Source organism: Streptomyces sp. NPDC012637 (assembly GCF_042954805.1).
In the GTDB taxonomy this organism is placed as follows: Bacteria; Actinomycetota; Actinomycetes; order Streptomycetales; family Streptomycetaceae; genus Streptomyces.
In genome coordinates this window covers 962,458-978,368 of the sequence record NZ_JBIBDS010000001.1, presented here as the reverse complement: position 1 = coordinate 978,368, position 15,911 = coordinate 962,458, and the positions used below count along the sequence as shown (strand labels likewise).

Genomic DNA, 15,911 nt, shown 5'->3' with positions numbered 1-15,911 from the left:
ACGGGCAGTTCCTTGGACGGTTCGGAGGGCGGAAGTGCGTCTCGGTACAGAGTGTCCGACTGCAATACATAGTGGGCATCGGTACATGTCAGCGGCTTGTCGCATTCGGTGGGCACGCGTGTGACCAGCGGCGGCGGTGAGCCCGTCACCGGTGCGCCGCTCGGGCTCGCGGGACGGCGATCGGAAGCCGAGGCGCGAGGGCAGGCCGTGGCGCGGGGGCGGGTGTGGGGGCGGCGACGAGGGTAGTGGTGGTGGAGGCGAGTTCAGCGAGGAGGTCTCCGCCCACGCCGGCGGACAGGCGGATCGTCCAAGCCGCGAGGTCGAGGTTGTCCCCGCCGTACAGGGTCCAGCGGTCGGTCGCGGAGTGCGGGGTGTGCTCGAAGGTGATGGCGCTGGCTGCGGCGGTCCAGGTGGTGCGGACGGGGTGGCTCGCCGGGTGCCATCCGGCGGCCCGGAGGACGTCGTGTGCTTCCCCGACGGCTGTGAAGGGCGGGGCGTCGAGATGCTGCAGGATCGTGCGGATCAGGGAGACGGGGGTGCCGGCGGTGATGGTGGCGTGCCAGAGGCGTTCGCCGACCGGGCCGTCGTACTCGGCGATCGTCCAGGCGACGTCGGTCCGGTGCCGCGCCTCGTGGTCGAACTCGACTCGTGCGGTGAGGGATTCGTGGGAGGCGATGGTCGTCTCGTCGCAGGGGCGGTACTTCTCCCACTGGCGCTCCTCGTCGAACAGGACCTGGAGGAGCGCCTCGTGTTCGCCGGGCTCCGCGACCGGCGGTTCGGCCGCAGGCGCGGGGACGCTTTCGGTGGTGGCCGGGGGCTTGCCCGAAGGGAGCTGGCGTACGGCCTGTTCGAGGTCGGTGAGCGGGGCGGGGCCGGGTCGGACGGCGACGGAGTAGAGCCGGTGGAACTCGGCGATAGCCTCCGCTTCGTCGTCGTACGAGCTGGAGACCTGTCGGAGGTGGTTCTCACCGTGGAGGTGGACGTGCCGGCGCACGCCGGTGGTGTAGGAGCCGACGGCGACGGTGGTGTGGCCGTCGTGGGCGTGCAGGTGGATGGTCAGGCGGCCTGAGGCGATGTCGTCGTGGATGCGCTGGGCCTCGGCGCCGACCTCGCGGATCTCGTCGCGGCTGCACCAGGGCATGGGGTAGTTCGCCCAAGTCCACTCGGTGTCGATCTCCTCCTGGAGGGCGGGGGCGATCTCGGTGGTGAAGCCGTACTGCCGGAGCTGTTCGGCTGCCTTGGCGGTGTAGCGGGGCTCTTCGCGGTCGATGCGGGCCAGGACCATCGTGGTCGTGCCGGTGCTGCGGAAGCCGAGGTCGTGCAGGCGGGAGCGGGCGGCGTCGCTCGTCGGGCCGGACGTGGTGGCGATGACGGCGGGATGGTGGTCCGGGTGGAGTGCGAAGTGGACGTGGGCGTCGGCGGGGGCGGAGGGCATCAGGGCCTTTCGGCTACGGGGTCCGGCCAGGGGTAGGTCGGGAAAGGGGGACTCGGGCGGGCGTGGTCGGGATGATGTTGCGGCTGCGGGGGCTGGCACGCGCGGCGACTGTGGTTTCGGCCTGTGCAGTCGTGGCCATGGGCGGACGGGTCGCCCGCTGCCAGCGGCTGCGGACAGCGTGCAGGTCGGCGAGCGCCCGGCGGCTGCCGGTGACCAGTTGGTGCACGCTGTTGGCCCGGTCGTCGGCGTAGGCGGTGACCCTGTCGGCTACGTGGCGGGCTCGGGTGAGCAGGGTGCGCTCGACGAGCCGCTCGCCCCAGTAGTCAGGGGAGCCGACGGGCGTCGACAGCAGGGCGAGCGTGTCGGCCGGGGTGATGCCAGCGGCCAGGACGCTGCGGTGCTGGGCCTCCCACAGCACGGTGACCGGATCCACGGGATCCCCGCGGTGGGCCAGCGCGGTCACGCACTGCCATAGCCCGGCGTGGACGGGGTGAAGGAAGTCGTCGACGCTGAGCCAGCGCATCTCCTTCACGTACACGGGCCAGGCCACGCCGCTTGCGAGCAGACACTGTTCGGCCTCCAGATCCCCCTCCGTGTCTGTCGGCGGCGGGGCCGACGAGGGTGGGGGCGTGCGGGGCATGGGGCTGGAGTGGGAGGGGAAACGGCTTGCGAGCTCGTCCAGGTGGCGGGCGAGTGCATCGGCTGCGGCAAGGGCGTGTCCGGGGCGGTCCGGCACCGTGGTGTCCGCAGCGGCCTGGGCGAGCTTCTCGGCGTGAAGGCGGACTGTGCGCCGGGCGTGCTCGGATCGGACCATCGCCGCGTACGCGGGCGCGTGGTTCGGCCGGGGGCAGGCGGAGATCAGGGTGTGCAGGAACGAAGGAGTCAGTCCAGCGGCCTCTGTTTGGGCCTTGGCAAGGACGACGTTCAACCAGTCCGGCCCGGCCCGGTGGGCTTCCCTCTCTGGGGCGCGGACGGTGCGCATCGCGGCGAAGACGGCGGCGTGGAAGGGGTTGGCGAAGGATGCCGGCTCCACTTCGGCCAAGTCCTCAAGGAGGGTGGGGGCGAGAAGGAGGGCGCCGAGCAGGGCCTGTTCGGCGTAGTGCACTGGCGGGCGCTCGGTCGGTTCGTACGGTGCCTCGTCTTCGCTGTTGGGGGTGTGGGGCATTAGGCGGCCAGGGTGAAGTTGTCGGGGTTGAACGGGACGCCGATGTGCGGGGCGAGGACATGGGCGGCCAGGCGCGGCGGGACTGCGTTGCCGATCTGGCTGAATACCTGGCCCTTGTTCCCGGCCCAGGGGTAGTCGGCGGGAAAGGTCTGGAGGATGCCGGCCTCGCGGGCGGTGATCCGTATCGGCTCCGGGACGACCTCGGGCTTGTCCACGTGCTGTGGACTGACAGGTTCGGCGACCCAGGTGCATTCGTTCGCGCGGTGCCCGAAGAACAGCGTCCCTGCCGGCTCTGCGATGGATCGGACGGTGGCGTTGGCCTGGTTGTTGCTCCGCAGGGACCACGACCAGCGATGCGCCTCCGCGGTGAACGTGGGTGCCGGGGCGTCGGCGGGGCGGTTGTCTCGGGTGCCGTGCCGGGCAGCCCACCCGGCTCCCTCCCGGCGGGATTGGAGCACGACTGCGTCGGCCCGGTGAGTCCAGGTGCCACGTGCACGGGCGTCGGAGAGGGTCTTGCGGGAGCCGGACGGGAACGGCTCGGGGCCGCCTCCCGGGCCGCCGCCGGCGCAGAGGGTGGGCACTGGGCGGTCGGTGGCTCCCCAGCCGAGAGCCTCGGCCATGCTCACCCAGCGAGCGCGGCCGGGCCCGAACAACGTGTCCGGCTCGGCGACTTGGGCGTGGCTCGGCGGGGGCGGCTCAGCGGTGCGTACACGGGAGGCAAGCAGGATCGCTCGTCGGCGTGTCTGGGGTCCGCCGTAATCGGCCGCGTTCAGGATCCCGGTCCACACGGAGAAACCCCAGCGGCGCAGTACGGCCGCGTACTGGCGCCAAAGCGGCAGGACGTCGGGGACCTCCTCCATGGCCACCCACGCCGGATCGCCGACAGCATGGAGGGCGTGCAGGTAGCGCATGGGCTCCGCCGCGAGCAGGGATCGCTCGTCCCGACAGGCGGCCAGGAGCTTCTCGCGGGTGTCGCGGCCGGAGGCGAGGTCGGCGACGGCCTGGTGGACCAGGGGCTGGTCAACCAGGCCGAGCCGCTTGCCGGCCATCGACCACGCCTGGCACGGCGGACTCGCGATCAACCCCCGGGTGCGCCCGACGAACGGCCACGCTGGATAAAGGGCCACGTCAGTGCGCAGCGTCAACTGTCCTGCTGCCGCCCGGGTTTTGCAGGCCCATGGATCCCACTCGAGGCCGACGTCGCGGGCTCCGAGCACAGACAGAGCATGGCTCCAGCCGCCCGGCCCAGCGAACAGATCCAGGATCAAGAGGCCAGCCCGAAGTCGTCCTGAACCGGCTCGGCTTCACCGCGGCATGCCCACGGCGAGCACCCGTCCACCACGCCTTGTTCCAGCTCCTGTGTGTCCGGTGCTGCGCCCAGCTCCTGCTGGAGGGCGGCCCACTCGGCAGCCGTGACGTGGTCGATCGGCGCTTCGCTCAGCGGTACCCGGGAGCGGTGGAGAAACGCCTCGCCCAGGAGGCGGTTGCCGCTCGCGTTCGCGCGGGCATTGCCCTGCCGGATGGAGGCGTCGAACTCCACGACGTCGCGCCATTCTTCGGGACAGGTGTCGCGGATTTTTCTCCATTGGGCGTTTCCGTGGAATGGGCATCCGAGGCAGCTTGATTTCGGCGTGTCGGCCAGGCCGAGCGAAGTCAGATATCGGATACAGTCGGAGCGTGACCACCCCATGTCGATGAGGGGGTGGATGTTGCGCATGTACTTGACGTCGGCGTCCTTGGCGCGGTGGAATTCGTCGGTGGATATGCCGATCCACTGCTCCACGAATACACCCTTGGGGATCCGTATCGGATAGGGATATCCAAGGAGCTCCCGAACCTTCTTCTTGATGGGCTTCACCTTGTATTCCCCGGTGCACTGGCGCCTGGTCATCCCAGGTCGGCCGTCCTTGTTGAGGATGTAGAGGGGCATTGAGGCGAACCGGTGATTTGGATTAAGGGCGTCATCTCGGATGTTTCCGGAAGAGACTCTCAGGATGGGGATCCCGGCGGGCTTTGCGATCTCACGCTCGATGCGGTCGAGATGGTCGTAGACGGATTTCGGCTCCCATCCGGTATCGGCGAAAATGGCGTAGTCGACTTTCGGGAGAACGCCTTCTGCTGACAGGGCGAGCATGGTGCTGGACTGAATGCCGGCGCCTAGTGAAATTGCTCGGAATGCGGGGAGTTCGGAAATGGCGGGTCCTTGAGGAGGTGATGGCGGGGGCGCGGCCCGGCTGCGAGGCAGCCGATGCGGGCGCTGATGAGTGCGGGGTGACGGATGGGCAGGGCGTGTGCGGTGCGGGGCAGGATCTCCAGGCGGGCGGCGGTCAGGCGGTCAGCCATCTCCCTGGTGTGGGCGGCGGGGATGTGCTCGTCGTCCGCGCCGGCCATCAGCAGCAGCCGCTCGCCGAGTTGCTCCAGCACGGGCAGGTGGTCGGCCCGGTAGCAGCGCAGGGCATGCCATAGCGCTGCGAGGTCATCGGTGAGGGTGTGGCGTACGCCGTGGCGGCACGGCGGCGGTCCGTCAGGCGCGGTGCTGGCGCGGGGTGTGAGGGCGTAGCGGTGGGTGTGGGGCAGCAGGCGCCGCACCCGGTCCACAGCCTGAGGCGCGTGGGCGCAGACCAGGGCGAACAGGCTGCGCCCAGCGGCCAGCAGCAGGGCGCGCGGGCCGCGTCCGGGCAGCACGCTCGCCCCGCGTGCGGTGGCCGACAGCAGGACCATGCCCTGGATCCGGGACAGGAGCTGCGGGCGCCCAGCGGCGAGTTCTTGGAGGACGAGTGCGCCGAGGGAATGTCCGGCGAGCACCAGCGGCCCGGTGGGGGCGAGGGCGCGCAGGATTTGGTGCAGGTCGTCGGCGAGCTGCTCAATGGTCATCGGTGCTCGGCCGCGTGGGGTGCGGCCGTGCGCGCGCTGGTCGTAGCGCAGGACGCGAAAGCCCATGCCGGTCAGGTGCCGGGTGTGGACACGCCACAGGTCCGCGGTGACCGACGCACCATGCACCAGCACGATCGTCGCGCCGTCGGACCGCGGGAGCGTTGGGATGTCGCGGTAGACGGACAGCGTGCTGCCGTCGCTGGTGGAGACCGACAACACCTCCGTCGCAGGACGTGTATTGGGCACAGGGAACTCCGGTGAGGGGATTTAGAAGGGGGCCGGTGTGCCCTCAACGCGGCGCTGGCGATTCCAGCGGGGCGGGCCCATCTGCAGCGGGCCACGTGAGGGGCGGTGGAGCCGACGAGCGGGATTTGAGACCCCTCTTCGTGGTGGATGGAGTTGAGGACGGTCGGTGAGGCGCGTGCTTCGTCAAGGTCCCGATGGACGCCGCGCACGTGGAAGAACGGGGCTCAGGACCCGGGCTCCCGGGCCCTAGGCTGTGGGACCGAAGTCGCTCTGCTTCGGCGCTGCCTTGGCGACAGCCCGGGTGGTGATGGCCTTCGAGGCACGGGCGGAGGCTGCGGCCAGTTCCTCGGCGCCCGGTTCGAGGTACCACGGGCGCAGGTCGAGCATCGCGACGCGCATGCCGGTGGCCAGGCACAGGGCGGAGCCCTTGGGCAGGGCGCGGATCGCGTCGGCGGGCAGGATTCGCTCCTGCCGCATGCTGATCGAGGTCGACTTGCCGGACTCGGAGATCGAGGTCGACGTCGTCTCGACGTCGTGGTCGCCGATCATCCTGCTCAGCTTGTCGGCGAAGTCGGGGTCGTCGATGCCGGACCCGATCACCTTCACGGTGGCTGCGGACCACATCGCGTCCATGCCCGCGTCGCCCCAGACCTTCTGGCCCTGGCGGTAGCTCTGCAGGATGGTGATCGGGATGATGCCGCGGCTGCCAAGGTGCGAGTACAGGTCGGGCAAGTCACTGATCTTGCACACGTTGGCGGCCTCGTCGAGGATCGCGAGCATCGGCGGGTCCAGCCGGCCGCCGGCGCGCTCGGCCTGGGCGGTCGCGGCCCGCATCACGGAGTCCGCGCACGCGGCGATCAGCGCCGAGGCACCGCCGCCGCCGTCCTTCGACAGCAGGAACAGCGTGTCCCTGGACGTGACGAACTGGGCCGGCCGGAACTCGGGGACGTCCTTCTGCGGGGTGACCCAGGCGGCGATCTCGCTGTTGAGGAGGGCGGAGGCGTACTGGCGGGCGGTCTCGTAGATGCCGTCACGGGTTTCCGGCGGGCCCTCGACGGTGCCCTTGAGCTGGGAGGCGACGGCGGTGAACTGGTGGTCCCGCAGGATGTCGAGCGGGGTGCGGTCGGCAGGGAAGGCCAGCCATTGCATCACGTCGGTGATCGGCCGCTCATCGAGCGCCGCGGCCAGGAACAACTGGCTGAGGATGTTGCTGCCGGCCTTGGACCAGAAGTCGCCCTGCTGGGAGGCGTCGACGGAAGCGGCGAGGAAGTGCCCGGCGAGTCGGCCCGCGCCGTCGAGGGTCCGCGCGTCGGCGAGCGGGTTCCACCACATCGTCCGCTCGGCGTGGGCGATCTGCTGTGGGTCCATCGACCACACCCGACCGACCTGCTCGCGTGCATCGAGGCAGGTGGTGAAGGCGTCCCCCGCGGCCTTGTTCGAGGTCAGCAGTACCGGGCCCGGCGCGGCGAGGATGGAGGGGATGGCGAGGGAGGTGGTCTTGCCGGACCGCGGGGCCATGATCGCGACGGCGACGTCCTCGAAACCCATCCGCACTTCGTGGCGGGTCCCGGCGAGGTTGCCGAGGAGGATGCCGGTGTCGGTCGGCGCGATGTGCTTGGCGTCCTTCAGGCTCGGCCTGAGGGAGCGGGCCTTGGCCTCGATCGACTTGGCGAGGAGCGGCTCGATGTCGCGGGCCTTCGCCATTCCGTCGACCTTCTTCCGGCCCCCGGTGCGGTTCTTGTAGCGGAACCACAGGACGCCGGCGCCGGCGGCGAGGAGAAGCGTCAGCAGGACAGGGACGATCCGCGTACTGATGAGCAGGGACGTTTCTCCGGCCTGGGGCCAGAGCTGTGCGGGGTGGAGGAGGGCGTCGCCGGGCCGGTACGGCACCCAGGGGCCGGTGCCGGTCGCCCAGGCGGTCAGGTTGCTGACCAGCCAGGCGATCGAGGCGAGGGGCAGGAAGATAGCGAGGGCGCCGAGGAGGATCTTCAGGGCTATGTCGTAGCCGTCGGAACTGGAGGAGGGAGCAGGGGGCAAGCGGCGGTTCCTTGAACGGTGCGGGCCTCGGCGGCCGAGGGAGTGTCAGCGGGTGCGGCGACGCGCAGTCGGTGGAGCGGGCGGCGCGGGCGGCGGAGCGCTGGTGCGCCGGGAGGCGAGGCGCTCGATCCGCTCGGGCAGCGCCCGGGCGACGCTCTCGGCCGGCCACTCCTGCCAGCGCAGGGTGATCCGGCGGCGGGGGAAGCCGATGGTCTGCTCGTGGGAGCGGCGCACCGGCTCCGGATCGGCGAGGGCCTGCATGAACGCGGCCACGACGGCTGGGGGCGTGCCGCCGCTGAACCAGGCGTGCCACACAGGGTCGTCCTCGTCGAGGGTGGCCGTGATGCGCCAGTTGCGGCTGCCGGAGAAGTTGAAGCGCTCGCCCGTCACGCGGCCGTCCGGCGAGCGGAACTGGCCGTTGGGGGCGGCGTCCCATCGGGCCCGCCGCAGCGGCTGGTACGGGTCGGCGCCCTTCCGTGCGTGGTAGTCGGGGTCGGTGAACGCGTCGGTGACCGCGGCGATCAGCTCGACGGGTGTTCCGCCGCCGAAGGACGCGTTCCAGACGGATCCGGTGCGGCCGTCGCGGTGGGAGAGGTGCCACCACGGCTCGTTCAGGTGTGGCTCGAGGCGGAGCATTGTCTTCTGGTCCGGGCTGGTCAGGATGACCCGGGGCATGAGCGGGTCGTGGCCGTGACTCCATCCGGAACCCTCGTGCAGGGCGGTGGTAACCCAGGCTGGGTCGCCGGGGCCGGCGAGGTAGCGGGGTGAGATGAGCGCTTGCTCGATCTTGATGGTCACCCGGGCCTCCCCGCCCGGCGGCGGGCCGCCGCTGCCACCGGGACCCGCGCGGCGCTCAGAATCCGTGGCGGCGCCTTGAGGGCGGCGGCGTGGATGTCGAGGATGGCGCGGCCGTGGGTGGCCCAGTCGTCGAGGTAGCTCCACGCCTCAGCGTGGTAGCCGGCGAGGGCGTCCTCGTAGATGTCGGTGCCCGGCCGGGCGTTGGCGGGCAGGCTGTCGCGGGTCTGCAGCCATTCGGCGTGCAGGGACTCCAGCCGTTCGAGGGCGTTGTCGAGAGTGCCGAGCTGCCAGACCCAGCGGTTCTGCACGGTGCGTGCGGGCAGGGCGGTGAGCTGTGTTTCGGCGGTGGCGAGCAGATGACGGGCACCGGCGCGGACAGACTCGAACGCCTCGGCGGTGTCGGCATCTCGCCGGCTCTTGCGCAGTCCGTAGGCGTCCTCGTCGTACGGCCAGCCGTCGAGGTCGGTGTGGTCCTCGGAGTACGCGTCCCAAGCGGCGAGGATTCGCTCGCTCTCGCGCACGAAGAGGTCGAGGTGGCTGAGGAACTCGCTGTGGTCGGTGGGGTTGAGGGAAATGATCAGGGTGTCCAATCGGGGTCAGCGGCGAACGGACGGACGTGCGGTGTTCGCCTTCGCCGGGGCTGCCGCGGCCGGTGGGCGGCGGCGTGCGGTCGCTCGGGCTTGGGCGCGGATGGTGTCGAGCCGGCTGATGTGGGCGTCGACGACCTGCTGCGGGCTGAGCGGGCTCGGCTTCTGCACGGCGGTGTGGTGGGCAGTGCGGTCGTACATGCCGCGCTGGATCGGGGCCGGGTCGGCGAGCGCCGTGATGAAGGCGTTCACCAGGTGTTCGGGCGTACGGCCGTCGAACCAGGCGTGCCAGATCCGGCGCCCCATCGGGGTGCCGTATCCCGGTTCGCAGGTCTCGACGTGCCAGTACGCCGTAGCGCTGTCGCCTGGGTCGGCCCGATGTTCGACGTGGCACATGGCGTCGGTTGATCGAGCCGCGTTCCGTGCGTCGAGCAGCCAGCCCGCCGACTCCAGCACGGGGAAGAGGTCCGGCCGCTGGGCGGGCGGCGGGGCGATGAGGGCGGCGGTGAGGCTGCCGAGGACCTCGGCGGGGACGAGCTCGCCGAACTCGGCGTACCAGCGCGGCTCGGTGTCCGTGGGCTCGGCCCGCAGCCGCCACCAGGCGGAGGTGGCGGACTGCGGGTCGAACTGGAGGCTGTGTCGGCGGTCGGGGCTCGTCAGGACGATTTCGGCGCTGAGCGGGTCGGACGTGTGGGTCCACCCAGCCGCGGCCAGGCCGTGCGTGACGTGCCGGACGTCACCGGGGCCGGCGAGGTGGCGCGGGGTGGTGTCGAACGGGATCCGCCAGGCGTGCTTGTCGGCGAAGGCAGCGAGCTGCCGTTCGCTCACCGGCACCGGCCACACCCCTGCGCGGGCGGCGGAGTCTTCGCGTACAAGGCACGGAGGTCGTCGATGGCGTAGTGAAGGGCGTACTGGTCGGTCTGTTCCCACGCAGCAGTGCGCAACTCGGCAAACAGGAGGCTGACTTCGGGGCCGCGCGGCCGGTCGGGGTGGTCCTGCAGGGCGCGGGCGAGGGCGCGCAGGGCGTCGCCGAGCTGGATGGGGACGCCGGTGTACTCGTCGAGGAGCGGCTCGACGAGGGCGAGTGCTTCGGCCGGTTCGGGGTTATCGCGCAGGTACTCGGTGAGGCGCGACAAGGTCTCGGTGGCGTTGCGGATGTCGTCGAGGGTCGGTGCGGGCAAGGGGCTCCTTGGGGTAAGAGACGTTCGGGTCAGCGGTGCGTGCGGGTGCCGCCGGTGTGGGCGTGTAGCCGGGTGGTGGTGCGAGGCCGGGGGCTTCGGACGGAGTTGCGGGCCCAGGTGGCGGCCCGGGCGGCGGTGATCCGGGCTTGCTGCCAGGCGCTGAGCTGGGAGGGCAGGACGGACACGGACGTGGTGCGGATCTGCACGCTGTGCGGGACGCGTCCCCGCGGGCGCATCACGGGCTCGGGGCTGGCGAGAGCGGTCGAGAAGGCTTGCACGAGGTGCATCGGCGTGCTGGGTGTGAACTGGGCGTTCCACCCGTTGCCTTGCTGGTCCTTCGCCTCGGACCACCACATTGCGCGGCCGTTCGGATCGTGGTGGAACTGCATCCAGGCCGAGCCGTCCGGGCTGGTGGCGGTGTAGTGCAGGCCGTCGGCACGCGCGTGCCAGTGCTGTTCTTCCAGTGGAGCCCACACGTTGGGGGCGTGGGCGGAGCGGGGCCGGGTAAGGGCGTCGGTGAGACCGGCGACGATCTCCACCGGGGTCTGCCGGCCGAGGATCGCCCACCACTCGGACTGGTTTCCGACCGCCTGGCCGTGGATCGTCCAGCCGCCCGGAAGCACGTAGGGGTCGTACGCGATCTGGACGGCGCGGTCGGGGCTTTCCAGGAAGAGCGGACCGCCTGCCTTTGACCTGTCGCGCCAGCCCGAGGCGCGCAGGAACTCGGAGACGTGGCGGACGTCGCCGCCACCGGCCAGGGCACGGGGCTCGACGAGGTAGTGCTGTTCGGCCTGCTCGCCCGGGCCCCAGCCCTGCCACTGCTTCTTCACCGGCGCCGCCGGACGACGAGCGGAGCGGGGGACGCCGGCTTCTCCGCCTGGGCGCGTGGCCGAGTGCTGATGTGCTGGAGGGTGTCGCGGTGTTCGTCCAGGTCCCCACCGATGGCGTCGAGTTCGTTCGCGGCCCGCCCCAAGGCGAGCCACACCTCGGCCGGCAGCGTGCCGCGTTCGGCCTGGTTCTTGGCGAACACGCTGCTGGTGGCCACGAGGTGGGTGAATCCGCCGAGGACTCCGTCTGCGGGATCTACCACGCGGGCGATGACCTGTGTGGCGTCATGAGGGGGAAGCTGCGCGAGATGGTCGGCGAGCTGGCCGAGCTGGTGGCTGAGTTCGTCGGCCACATGAACCAGGTTCGGGACGGGATGGGTCATGCTTCTCCAGGGCGGGTTCGGGGTCAGTGGTGGTGGCCGTGGCCGATCCGGCGGGACTCGTCGAGGACCGCCTCGGGACGGGCGCCGGCCAGCGGTACGGGTACGGTCCGGTCGGGGCCGGTGGGAATGCAGGCGCGTAGGTAGCGTCGGAACAGCGCGGTGGCGAGACGGGGCTTCAGAAGCCGAGAGACCGGCGGGGGAATGCGGGGTACTACAGGGTTCTCCAAGTCAGGTGTGTGCGGTGCGGGTGGTCCCGGCGAGACGCCGGGACCACCGTGAGGGCTTACGGGGTGCGACGGGACGGCGCGCGGCGCGAAGGAGTAGCCGCCGGCGGCGGGTGCCCGGCGGACGGGCGCCTCTGGCCAGAGCGGATCTCGTGCACGGCCTGCTCGTAGGCGGTTTCGTCGAAGACATCGGCGGTGCAGTTGACGTTGTATCCGGCCGTGAGAAGGGCGGGGATCGCGCGGCTCGCCAGTCGCTTCTGCTCGTCGAAGCCGAGGTGTTCGGGGACCTCGTGCCAGACGTAGACGGGGCCGGCGGTGCGGACCTCCTGGCGCTTAAGGCCGAGCTGGTCGAGCAGGTTGAGGAGCTGTTCGGTAGCACCGGTACGGGTGTCGGCGTGGATCGTGTCGGTCAGGGCCTTGCGGTAGATCTCGACATCGCTGCCGCGGGCGTCAGCGCGGTTGCCCATGAACGTTTCTCCAGTTCAGCGGTGGCGGGGTATGTCAGAGCGGGGCTGGCTCTGCTTCATCGCACCCGGGTGGCCCCCGCCCGGGACGCAGTCGGGGCTGGTGCTGCAGGTGGAGTGGACGTGGGGGCGACCCGGCCCGAGGGGTGCTGGAGAGCTGTGCCGATGCCCTGGGCGTCGAGCTGCCGGCCGGTCGCGCGCACGGCGCGTGCCTGCGCGGCGGTGTCGTCACCGCTGAGGCGGTAGATGCCGGTCTGCTCGTCGGGGAGAAAGCCGTTGGCGGCCAGAATCGCGGCGGCGGTCTCGCCGACGGGAGCGGCGGCGAGGCTGCCATCCGGCTGCCAGGTCAGGACGACCCGCTCCGGCTGGGACGGATGGACGCTGTCGACCGCGTTGTGGCGGGCCTGGGCGAGCGCGGAGTCGTACCGGGCCAGCAGATCGCTGGCGACCTGCTCGGCGCTCAGGAAGGGGTCGTCCACGAGGGCGATGCCGTTCGGCTCGCGTACTCCGCGGTACGCCTCGTCGGGGAGGCTGCGGGGGGCAACGGCGGCGATGAGGAATCCGTCGCGTCCGTCATGCCGGTCGAGGACGACGAGCTGGGCGCCGTCTGGGCGGCTCAGAACGGCTGCCTGCGTCAGCGGTTGCTCGACGAGGGACTCGGCGACGAGATCCAGATCCCAGACCCGGTCGGCCAGTTCGGCGAGGTCGTCCTTGTGGTCGCACGGGTGGTAACTGCTGGTCCAGGCGCCGGGGAGTTCGCCGGCGAGGACATCGGCGTACGAGGCGAGGCGCTCGGAGTCTTCGTGGTTGTGCATGGTGTCCTTGGCGGGATGGGGCGTTGTTAGCGGCGCAGCCCGGCGGCCACGGGAGGCGGCGGCGGGGCCGGCGCGGTGCGCGGCGGTGGTGGGCAGGCGCACACGGCGGAGCGTTCGCGTTCGGTGGCGGGGACCTCTTCTGTGCAGGTGTTGCGGCCGGGGTGCGGGGCGTTGCGGTCCGCGAGCGCGTCGCGGGTGTGGGCGAGGTCGCTGCGGATGATGCGGAGGCGCTCGTCGGCGACGTAGCGCAGACGGCGCGCGGTGTAGGGCGAGGCGGCGTCGCCGAGACCGTCGTGGAACTCGGCAGTGGCGAGGAGGACTTCTTCGAGGGCGGCGAGGATGCCGTCGTGGGCCGCGGTCAGCTCGGTGAGCACTCCGGCGGCCTCCCAGGTGTTGGTGGCCTGGCGGATGCGTGCGGCGAGATGGGAGACCACGGAGCCCAGCGGCGGATCGTGGGCCGGGCGGCGATCGGTGTCGAAGTCCTCGTCGCAGTCGACGTGGTATCCGACAGCCCGCAGCCGGGCCACGGCTTCGATACCGAGGCGGGTTTCGTCGTCCTCGATGAGGTTGCTGGGGGCGCGGTGGTAGGTCTCGTGGACGCGGACCACCGGGACGAAGCCCGCGCGCTGCAGGACGCTGTGAGCCTCGGGGTCTCCGCCGCGGGCGAGAACCTCCTCGGAGTGCGGATCGCGGCGGACGGTCAGGAATCGGTCGGCCAGGGGCAAAGAGACGCTTCTCCTACGGTGATCGACGTGCGGGGGCTTGGACGGCGGGGGCTTGGACGGCGGGCGGCGCCGGGGCGGCCACGCGCGGGCGGGGTGCGGTGATCAGAGCGGCGGCCGTGGTGTCGAGGTCGTGCTGGATGCCGTGGAGGCGTCGGGCGATCAGCTCCAGCTGGTACGCGAGGTCGTGGCCGGCGGCCCCCGGCTGCTGGGCGATGCGGTGGGCGGTGTGCTCGACGAGTCCGCGCACGGTGGCCAGCGGACCGGATTGCTCATCGGCGAGCTGGGCGAGGACTGTCGCGAGCTGGGTCGAGGCGGTTGGCACCGGCCGGGAGGCGATCCGCTGCTCGGCTGCAGCGTGTACGGGCGTGAGGTGCAGGTCCTGCTCGATGCGCCGGGCTTCCTCCTGTAGCCGGCGCAGATGGTCGGCGGGCTGCTTTTGCCAAGTGCCGTCGTATCTGATCAGGCTCGCGATCAGGTCGAGGCGGCCACGCTGCCCCTGGACGGAGATCCAGGCGCAGCCGTTCTTGTCGCCTGGTGTCTCGATGCCGGCGGCGCGGGCGAGGCGGTGGGCGACCTCGGCCCATTCCGCATCGGCCAGGTCACGGTCGTCGGGGTGGAGCCGGGCGTCGAGGTGGAAGATTGCCCGCCGACCGTCCCGGCACTGCACCAGGGGATCTTCGAGGTGCTCGGCCCACTGGGCGGCTGTCCACATCGTCTGGTCGCCGTCCAGCGTGAAGTAGTACAGGCCCTGCCAGTGAGCGACGACGGTGTGCTCGGTCAGCACCTCCTCCGCCGATAGCGGACGCCCCAGGGCCGCGCTGAGCGGGTCGTGCGGAGTGTGGGAGCGCTCGTTGACGCGGAGGATCATGCCGTCGTGCCTTTGAGGGCTCGGGCGCAGCGATGCCGGCGCGCGTCCCGGACGGCAGCGATCAAGGAGCGCTCGCGCACGAGACCGGCGTGCACTGCCGCGTCGCCCGGAGGCAGAAGATCCAGCGCCCGGTCGATGGCGGCGAACGCCTCGTCGTACCGGCCGAGTCGGCGCAGTGCGCCAGCCACGCGGAAGAGCACGATCGGATCCGTTCCGGTGTCGAACGGGGGCCGGCTGCTGAGGGCGAGCAGCCGCTCCGCGCCCTGGTCAAGGTCCTGGTCGAGCCACAGGCCGTGCAGCAGAACATGCAGGGTCTTGCCGTGATCGCCGGCTTCCGCGAGGACCTCGTCCATGAGGTCCAGGCCCTCGGGGCGGGACTGACCCAGCAGCGCGAACGCGTACAGGGCCCGGCTGTAGCAGTCCAGCCCCGCCCGCACGGCCGGATCGAGCTGCTCGACAACCAACTGGAGCGTGGGACAGCGGAAGTCGTACCGCAGGCCGCTCAGATAGAGGTGGCGGTACGTGCGGGCGGGGTGCGGGTCGAGGTGGGAGGCGGCGATCTGGTCCGGGCTGAGCAGGCTGAGGACGCTGTGCCCGGCGGCGCGGGCCGCCCAGGCGACATCCGCGCAGACCTCGGCCGACTCCCGCCAGTCCGCGCCGAGTTCACGCAGGTCCGCCGCCAGACGACCGGGCCACGTCGGGTTCGCCGGATTCGCGGTGGCACGGGCCTTGGCCTTGAGGAGGGCGAGTGCGCGGCCGGGACGGCGGACGGGGAGGCTCACCGGCCACCCCGCGCGTCGGCGACGTGCACAAGCTGACCGAGGGCCGTGGTCGTGTACCAGCTGCAGTCGACCAGCGCGTCCTGCCCGGGGAACTTCGGCAGGAGGTGGTCCTCCATGGCGCGCAGGTAGATCAGGCAGTCCGGGCAGCGCCGCGAGAGGTGCACCAGATAGCGGGGGTGGGCTGTGATGTACGTCTGGGCTCCGCCCGTTGCGTTGCGAAGCCGCCATCCGTCCTCGTCGGTCGGGGTGTGCCAGGACGGGGCGACGACGCGCATCGCGTCACCCCACAGCTCCCCGCCGGCGACGCCCTTGAGGACGACGACCTGGTCGCCGGCCTGGAAATGGGCGTGCATGATGTCCCGGGCGGGGGTGAGCGGGTCGGGCGTCGGAGCGAAGGCCGGGGTGGGCGCAGGCGTACGGGCCGGCGGGGTCATCAGAATTCCTTCCACACGGAGCGGAGTGGCGGTGGGAGGAACAATGGTCCGGAGGATCGCCGGTTT

19 protein-coding genes are annotated in these 15,911 nt (G+C 71.2%); all 19 read right to left on the bottom strand.

What is annotated here, in order from left to right; all coding sequences use genetic code 11:
- Positions 1–145 precede the first annotated feature (145 nt).
- Positions 146–1,435 (bottom strand): DUF317 domain-containing protein, encoded by a 1,290-nt coding sequence (locus ACFY8W_RS04500; RefSeq protein WP_391100113.1) that lies wholly within the window; start codon positions 1,433–1,435, stop codon positions 146–148.
- 13 nt (positions 1,436–1,448) lie between these two features.
- On the bottom strand, positions 1,449–2,600 hold the full coding sequence (locus tag ACFY8W_RS04495) for a DnaB-like helicase N-terminal domain-containing protein (protein ID WP_391100111.1): 1,152 nt from the start codon (positions 2,598–2,600) through the stop codon (positions 1,449–1,451).
- Entirely contained in the window at positions 2,600–3,868 is a 1,269-nt protein-coding gene (locus ACFY8W_RS04490; RefSeq protein WP_391100109.1) for a DNA cytosine methyltransferase, read from the bottom strand. The genes ACFY8W_RS04495 and ACFY8W_RS04490 overlap by 1 nt, the downstream gene beginning before the upstream one ends.
- Positions 3,865–4,734 (bottom strand): hypothetical protein, encoded by an 870-nt coding sequence (locus tag ACFY8W_RS04485; RefSeq protein ID WP_391100106.1) that lies wholly within the window; start codon positions 4,732–4,734, stop codon positions 3,865–3,867. The genes ACFY8W_RS04490 and ACFY8W_RS04485 overlap by 4 nt, the downstream gene beginning before the upstream one ends.
- A gap of 23 nt (positions 4,735–4,757) precedes the next feature.
- Positions 4,758–5,693, bottom strand: coding sequence for an alpha/beta fold hydrolase (locus ACFY8W_RS04480; RefSeq protein WP_391101711.1), 936 nt, complete (start codon positions 5,691–5,693; stop codon positions 4,758–4,760).
- A gap of 273 nt (positions 5,694–5,966) precedes the next feature.
- Positions 5,967–7,757, bottom strand: a complete 1,791-nt coding sequence (locus ACFY8W_RS04475; RefSeq protein WP_391100103.1) for a TraM recognition domain-containing protein — start codon at positions 7,755–7,757, stop codon at positions 5,967–5,969.
- 45 nt (positions 7,758–7,802) lie between these two features.
- Positions 7,803–8,555: a DUF317 domain-containing protein gene (locus ACFY8W_RS04470; protein ID WP_391100101.1), complete on the bottom strand. Its 753-nt coding sequence runs from the start codon at positions 8,553–8,555 to the stop codon at positions 7,803–7,805.
- The gene (locus ACFY8W_RS04465; protein WP_391100099.1) at positions 8,552–9,145 is read right to left on the bottom strand and encodes a hypothetical protein; all 594 of its coding nucleotides are present in this window, start codon (positions 9,143–9,145) and stop codon (positions 8,552–8,554) included. The genes ACFY8W_RS04470 and ACFY8W_RS04465 overlap by 4 nt, the downstream gene beginning before the upstream one ends.
- 6 nt (positions 9,146–9,151) lie before the next feature.
- Entirely contained in the window at positions 9,152–9,976 is an 825-nt protein-coding gene (locus ACFY8W_RS04460; protein ID WP_391100097.1) for a DUF317 domain-containing protein, read from the bottom strand.
- A complete protein-coding gene (locus ACFY8W_RS04455; protein ID WP_391100094.1) occupies positions 9,967–10,323 on the bottom strand; it encodes a hypothetical protein in 357 nt (118 codons plus the stop codon). The genes ACFY8W_RS04460 and ACFY8W_RS04455 overlap by 10 nt, the downstream gene beginning before the upstream one ends.
- Before the next feature lie 29 nt (positions 10,324–10,352).
- The gene (locus ACFY8W_RS04450; protein WP_391100092.1) at positions 10,353–11,153 is read right to left on the bottom strand and encodes a DUF317 domain-containing protein; all 801 of its coding nucleotides are present in this window, start codon (positions 11,151–11,153) and stop codon (positions 10,353–10,355) included.
- On the bottom strand, positions 11,150–11,533 hold the full coding sequence (locus ACFY8W_RS04445; RefSeq protein WP_391100090.1) for a hypothetical protein: 384 nt from the start codon (positions 11,531–11,533) through the stop codon (positions 11,150–11,152). The genes ACFY8W_RS04450 and ACFY8W_RS04445 overlap by 4 nt, the downstream gene beginning before the upstream one ends.
- Positions 11,534–11,556: 23 nt before the next feature.
- On the bottom strand, positions 11,557–11,760 hold the full coding sequence (locus ACFY8W_RS04440; RefSeq protein ID WP_391100087.1) for a hypothetical protein: 204 nt from the start codon (positions 11,758–11,760) through the stop codon (positions 11,557–11,559).
- 56 nt (positions 11,761–11,816) lie between these two features.
- Positions 11,817–12,224, bottom strand: coding sequence for a hypothetical protein (locus ACFY8W_RS04435; RefSeq protein ID WP_391100084.1), 408 nt, complete (start codon positions 12,222–12,224; stop codon positions 11,817–11,819).
- A gap of 56 nt (positions 12,225–12,280) precedes the next feature.
- Complete coding sequence (locus tag ACFY8W_RS04430) at positions 12,281–13,036, bottom strand: hypothetical protein (protein WP_391100081.1); 756 nt, start codon at positions 13,034–13,036, stop codon at positions 12,281–12,283.
- A 26-nt stretch (positions 13,037–13,062) separates the two neighbouring features.
- Positions 13,063–13,761 carry a hypothetical protein gene (locus ACFY8W_RS04425; RefSeq protein ID WP_391100078.1) on the bottom strand — a complete coding sequence of 233 codons (699 nt, stop codon included), beginning with the start codon at positions 13,759–13,761 and terminating at the stop codon, positions 13,063–13,065.
- Between the two features lie 13 nt (positions 13,762–13,774).
- A complete protein-coding gene (locus ACFY8W_RS04420; protein WP_391100076.1) occupies positions 13,775–14,629 on the bottom strand; it encodes a relaxase/mobilization nuclease in 855 nt (284 codons plus the stop codon).
- Positions 14,626–15,411, bottom strand: coding sequence for a hypothetical protein (locus ACFY8W_RS04415; RefSeq protein WP_391100073.1), 786 nt, complete (start codon positions 15,409–15,411; stop codon positions 14,626–14,628). The genes ACFY8W_RS04420 and ACFY8W_RS04415 overlap by 4 nt, the downstream gene beginning before the upstream one ends.
- Positions 15,408–15,845 (bottom strand): hypothetical protein, encoded by a 438-nt coding sequence (locus tag ACFY8W_RS04410; RefSeq protein WP_391100070.1) that lies wholly within the window; start codon positions 15,843–15,845, stop codon positions 15,408–15,410. Before ACFY8W_RS04410 ends, ACFY8W_RS04415 begins: the two co-directional genes overlap by 4 nt.
- Positions 15,846–15,911 lie beyond the last annotated feature (66 nt).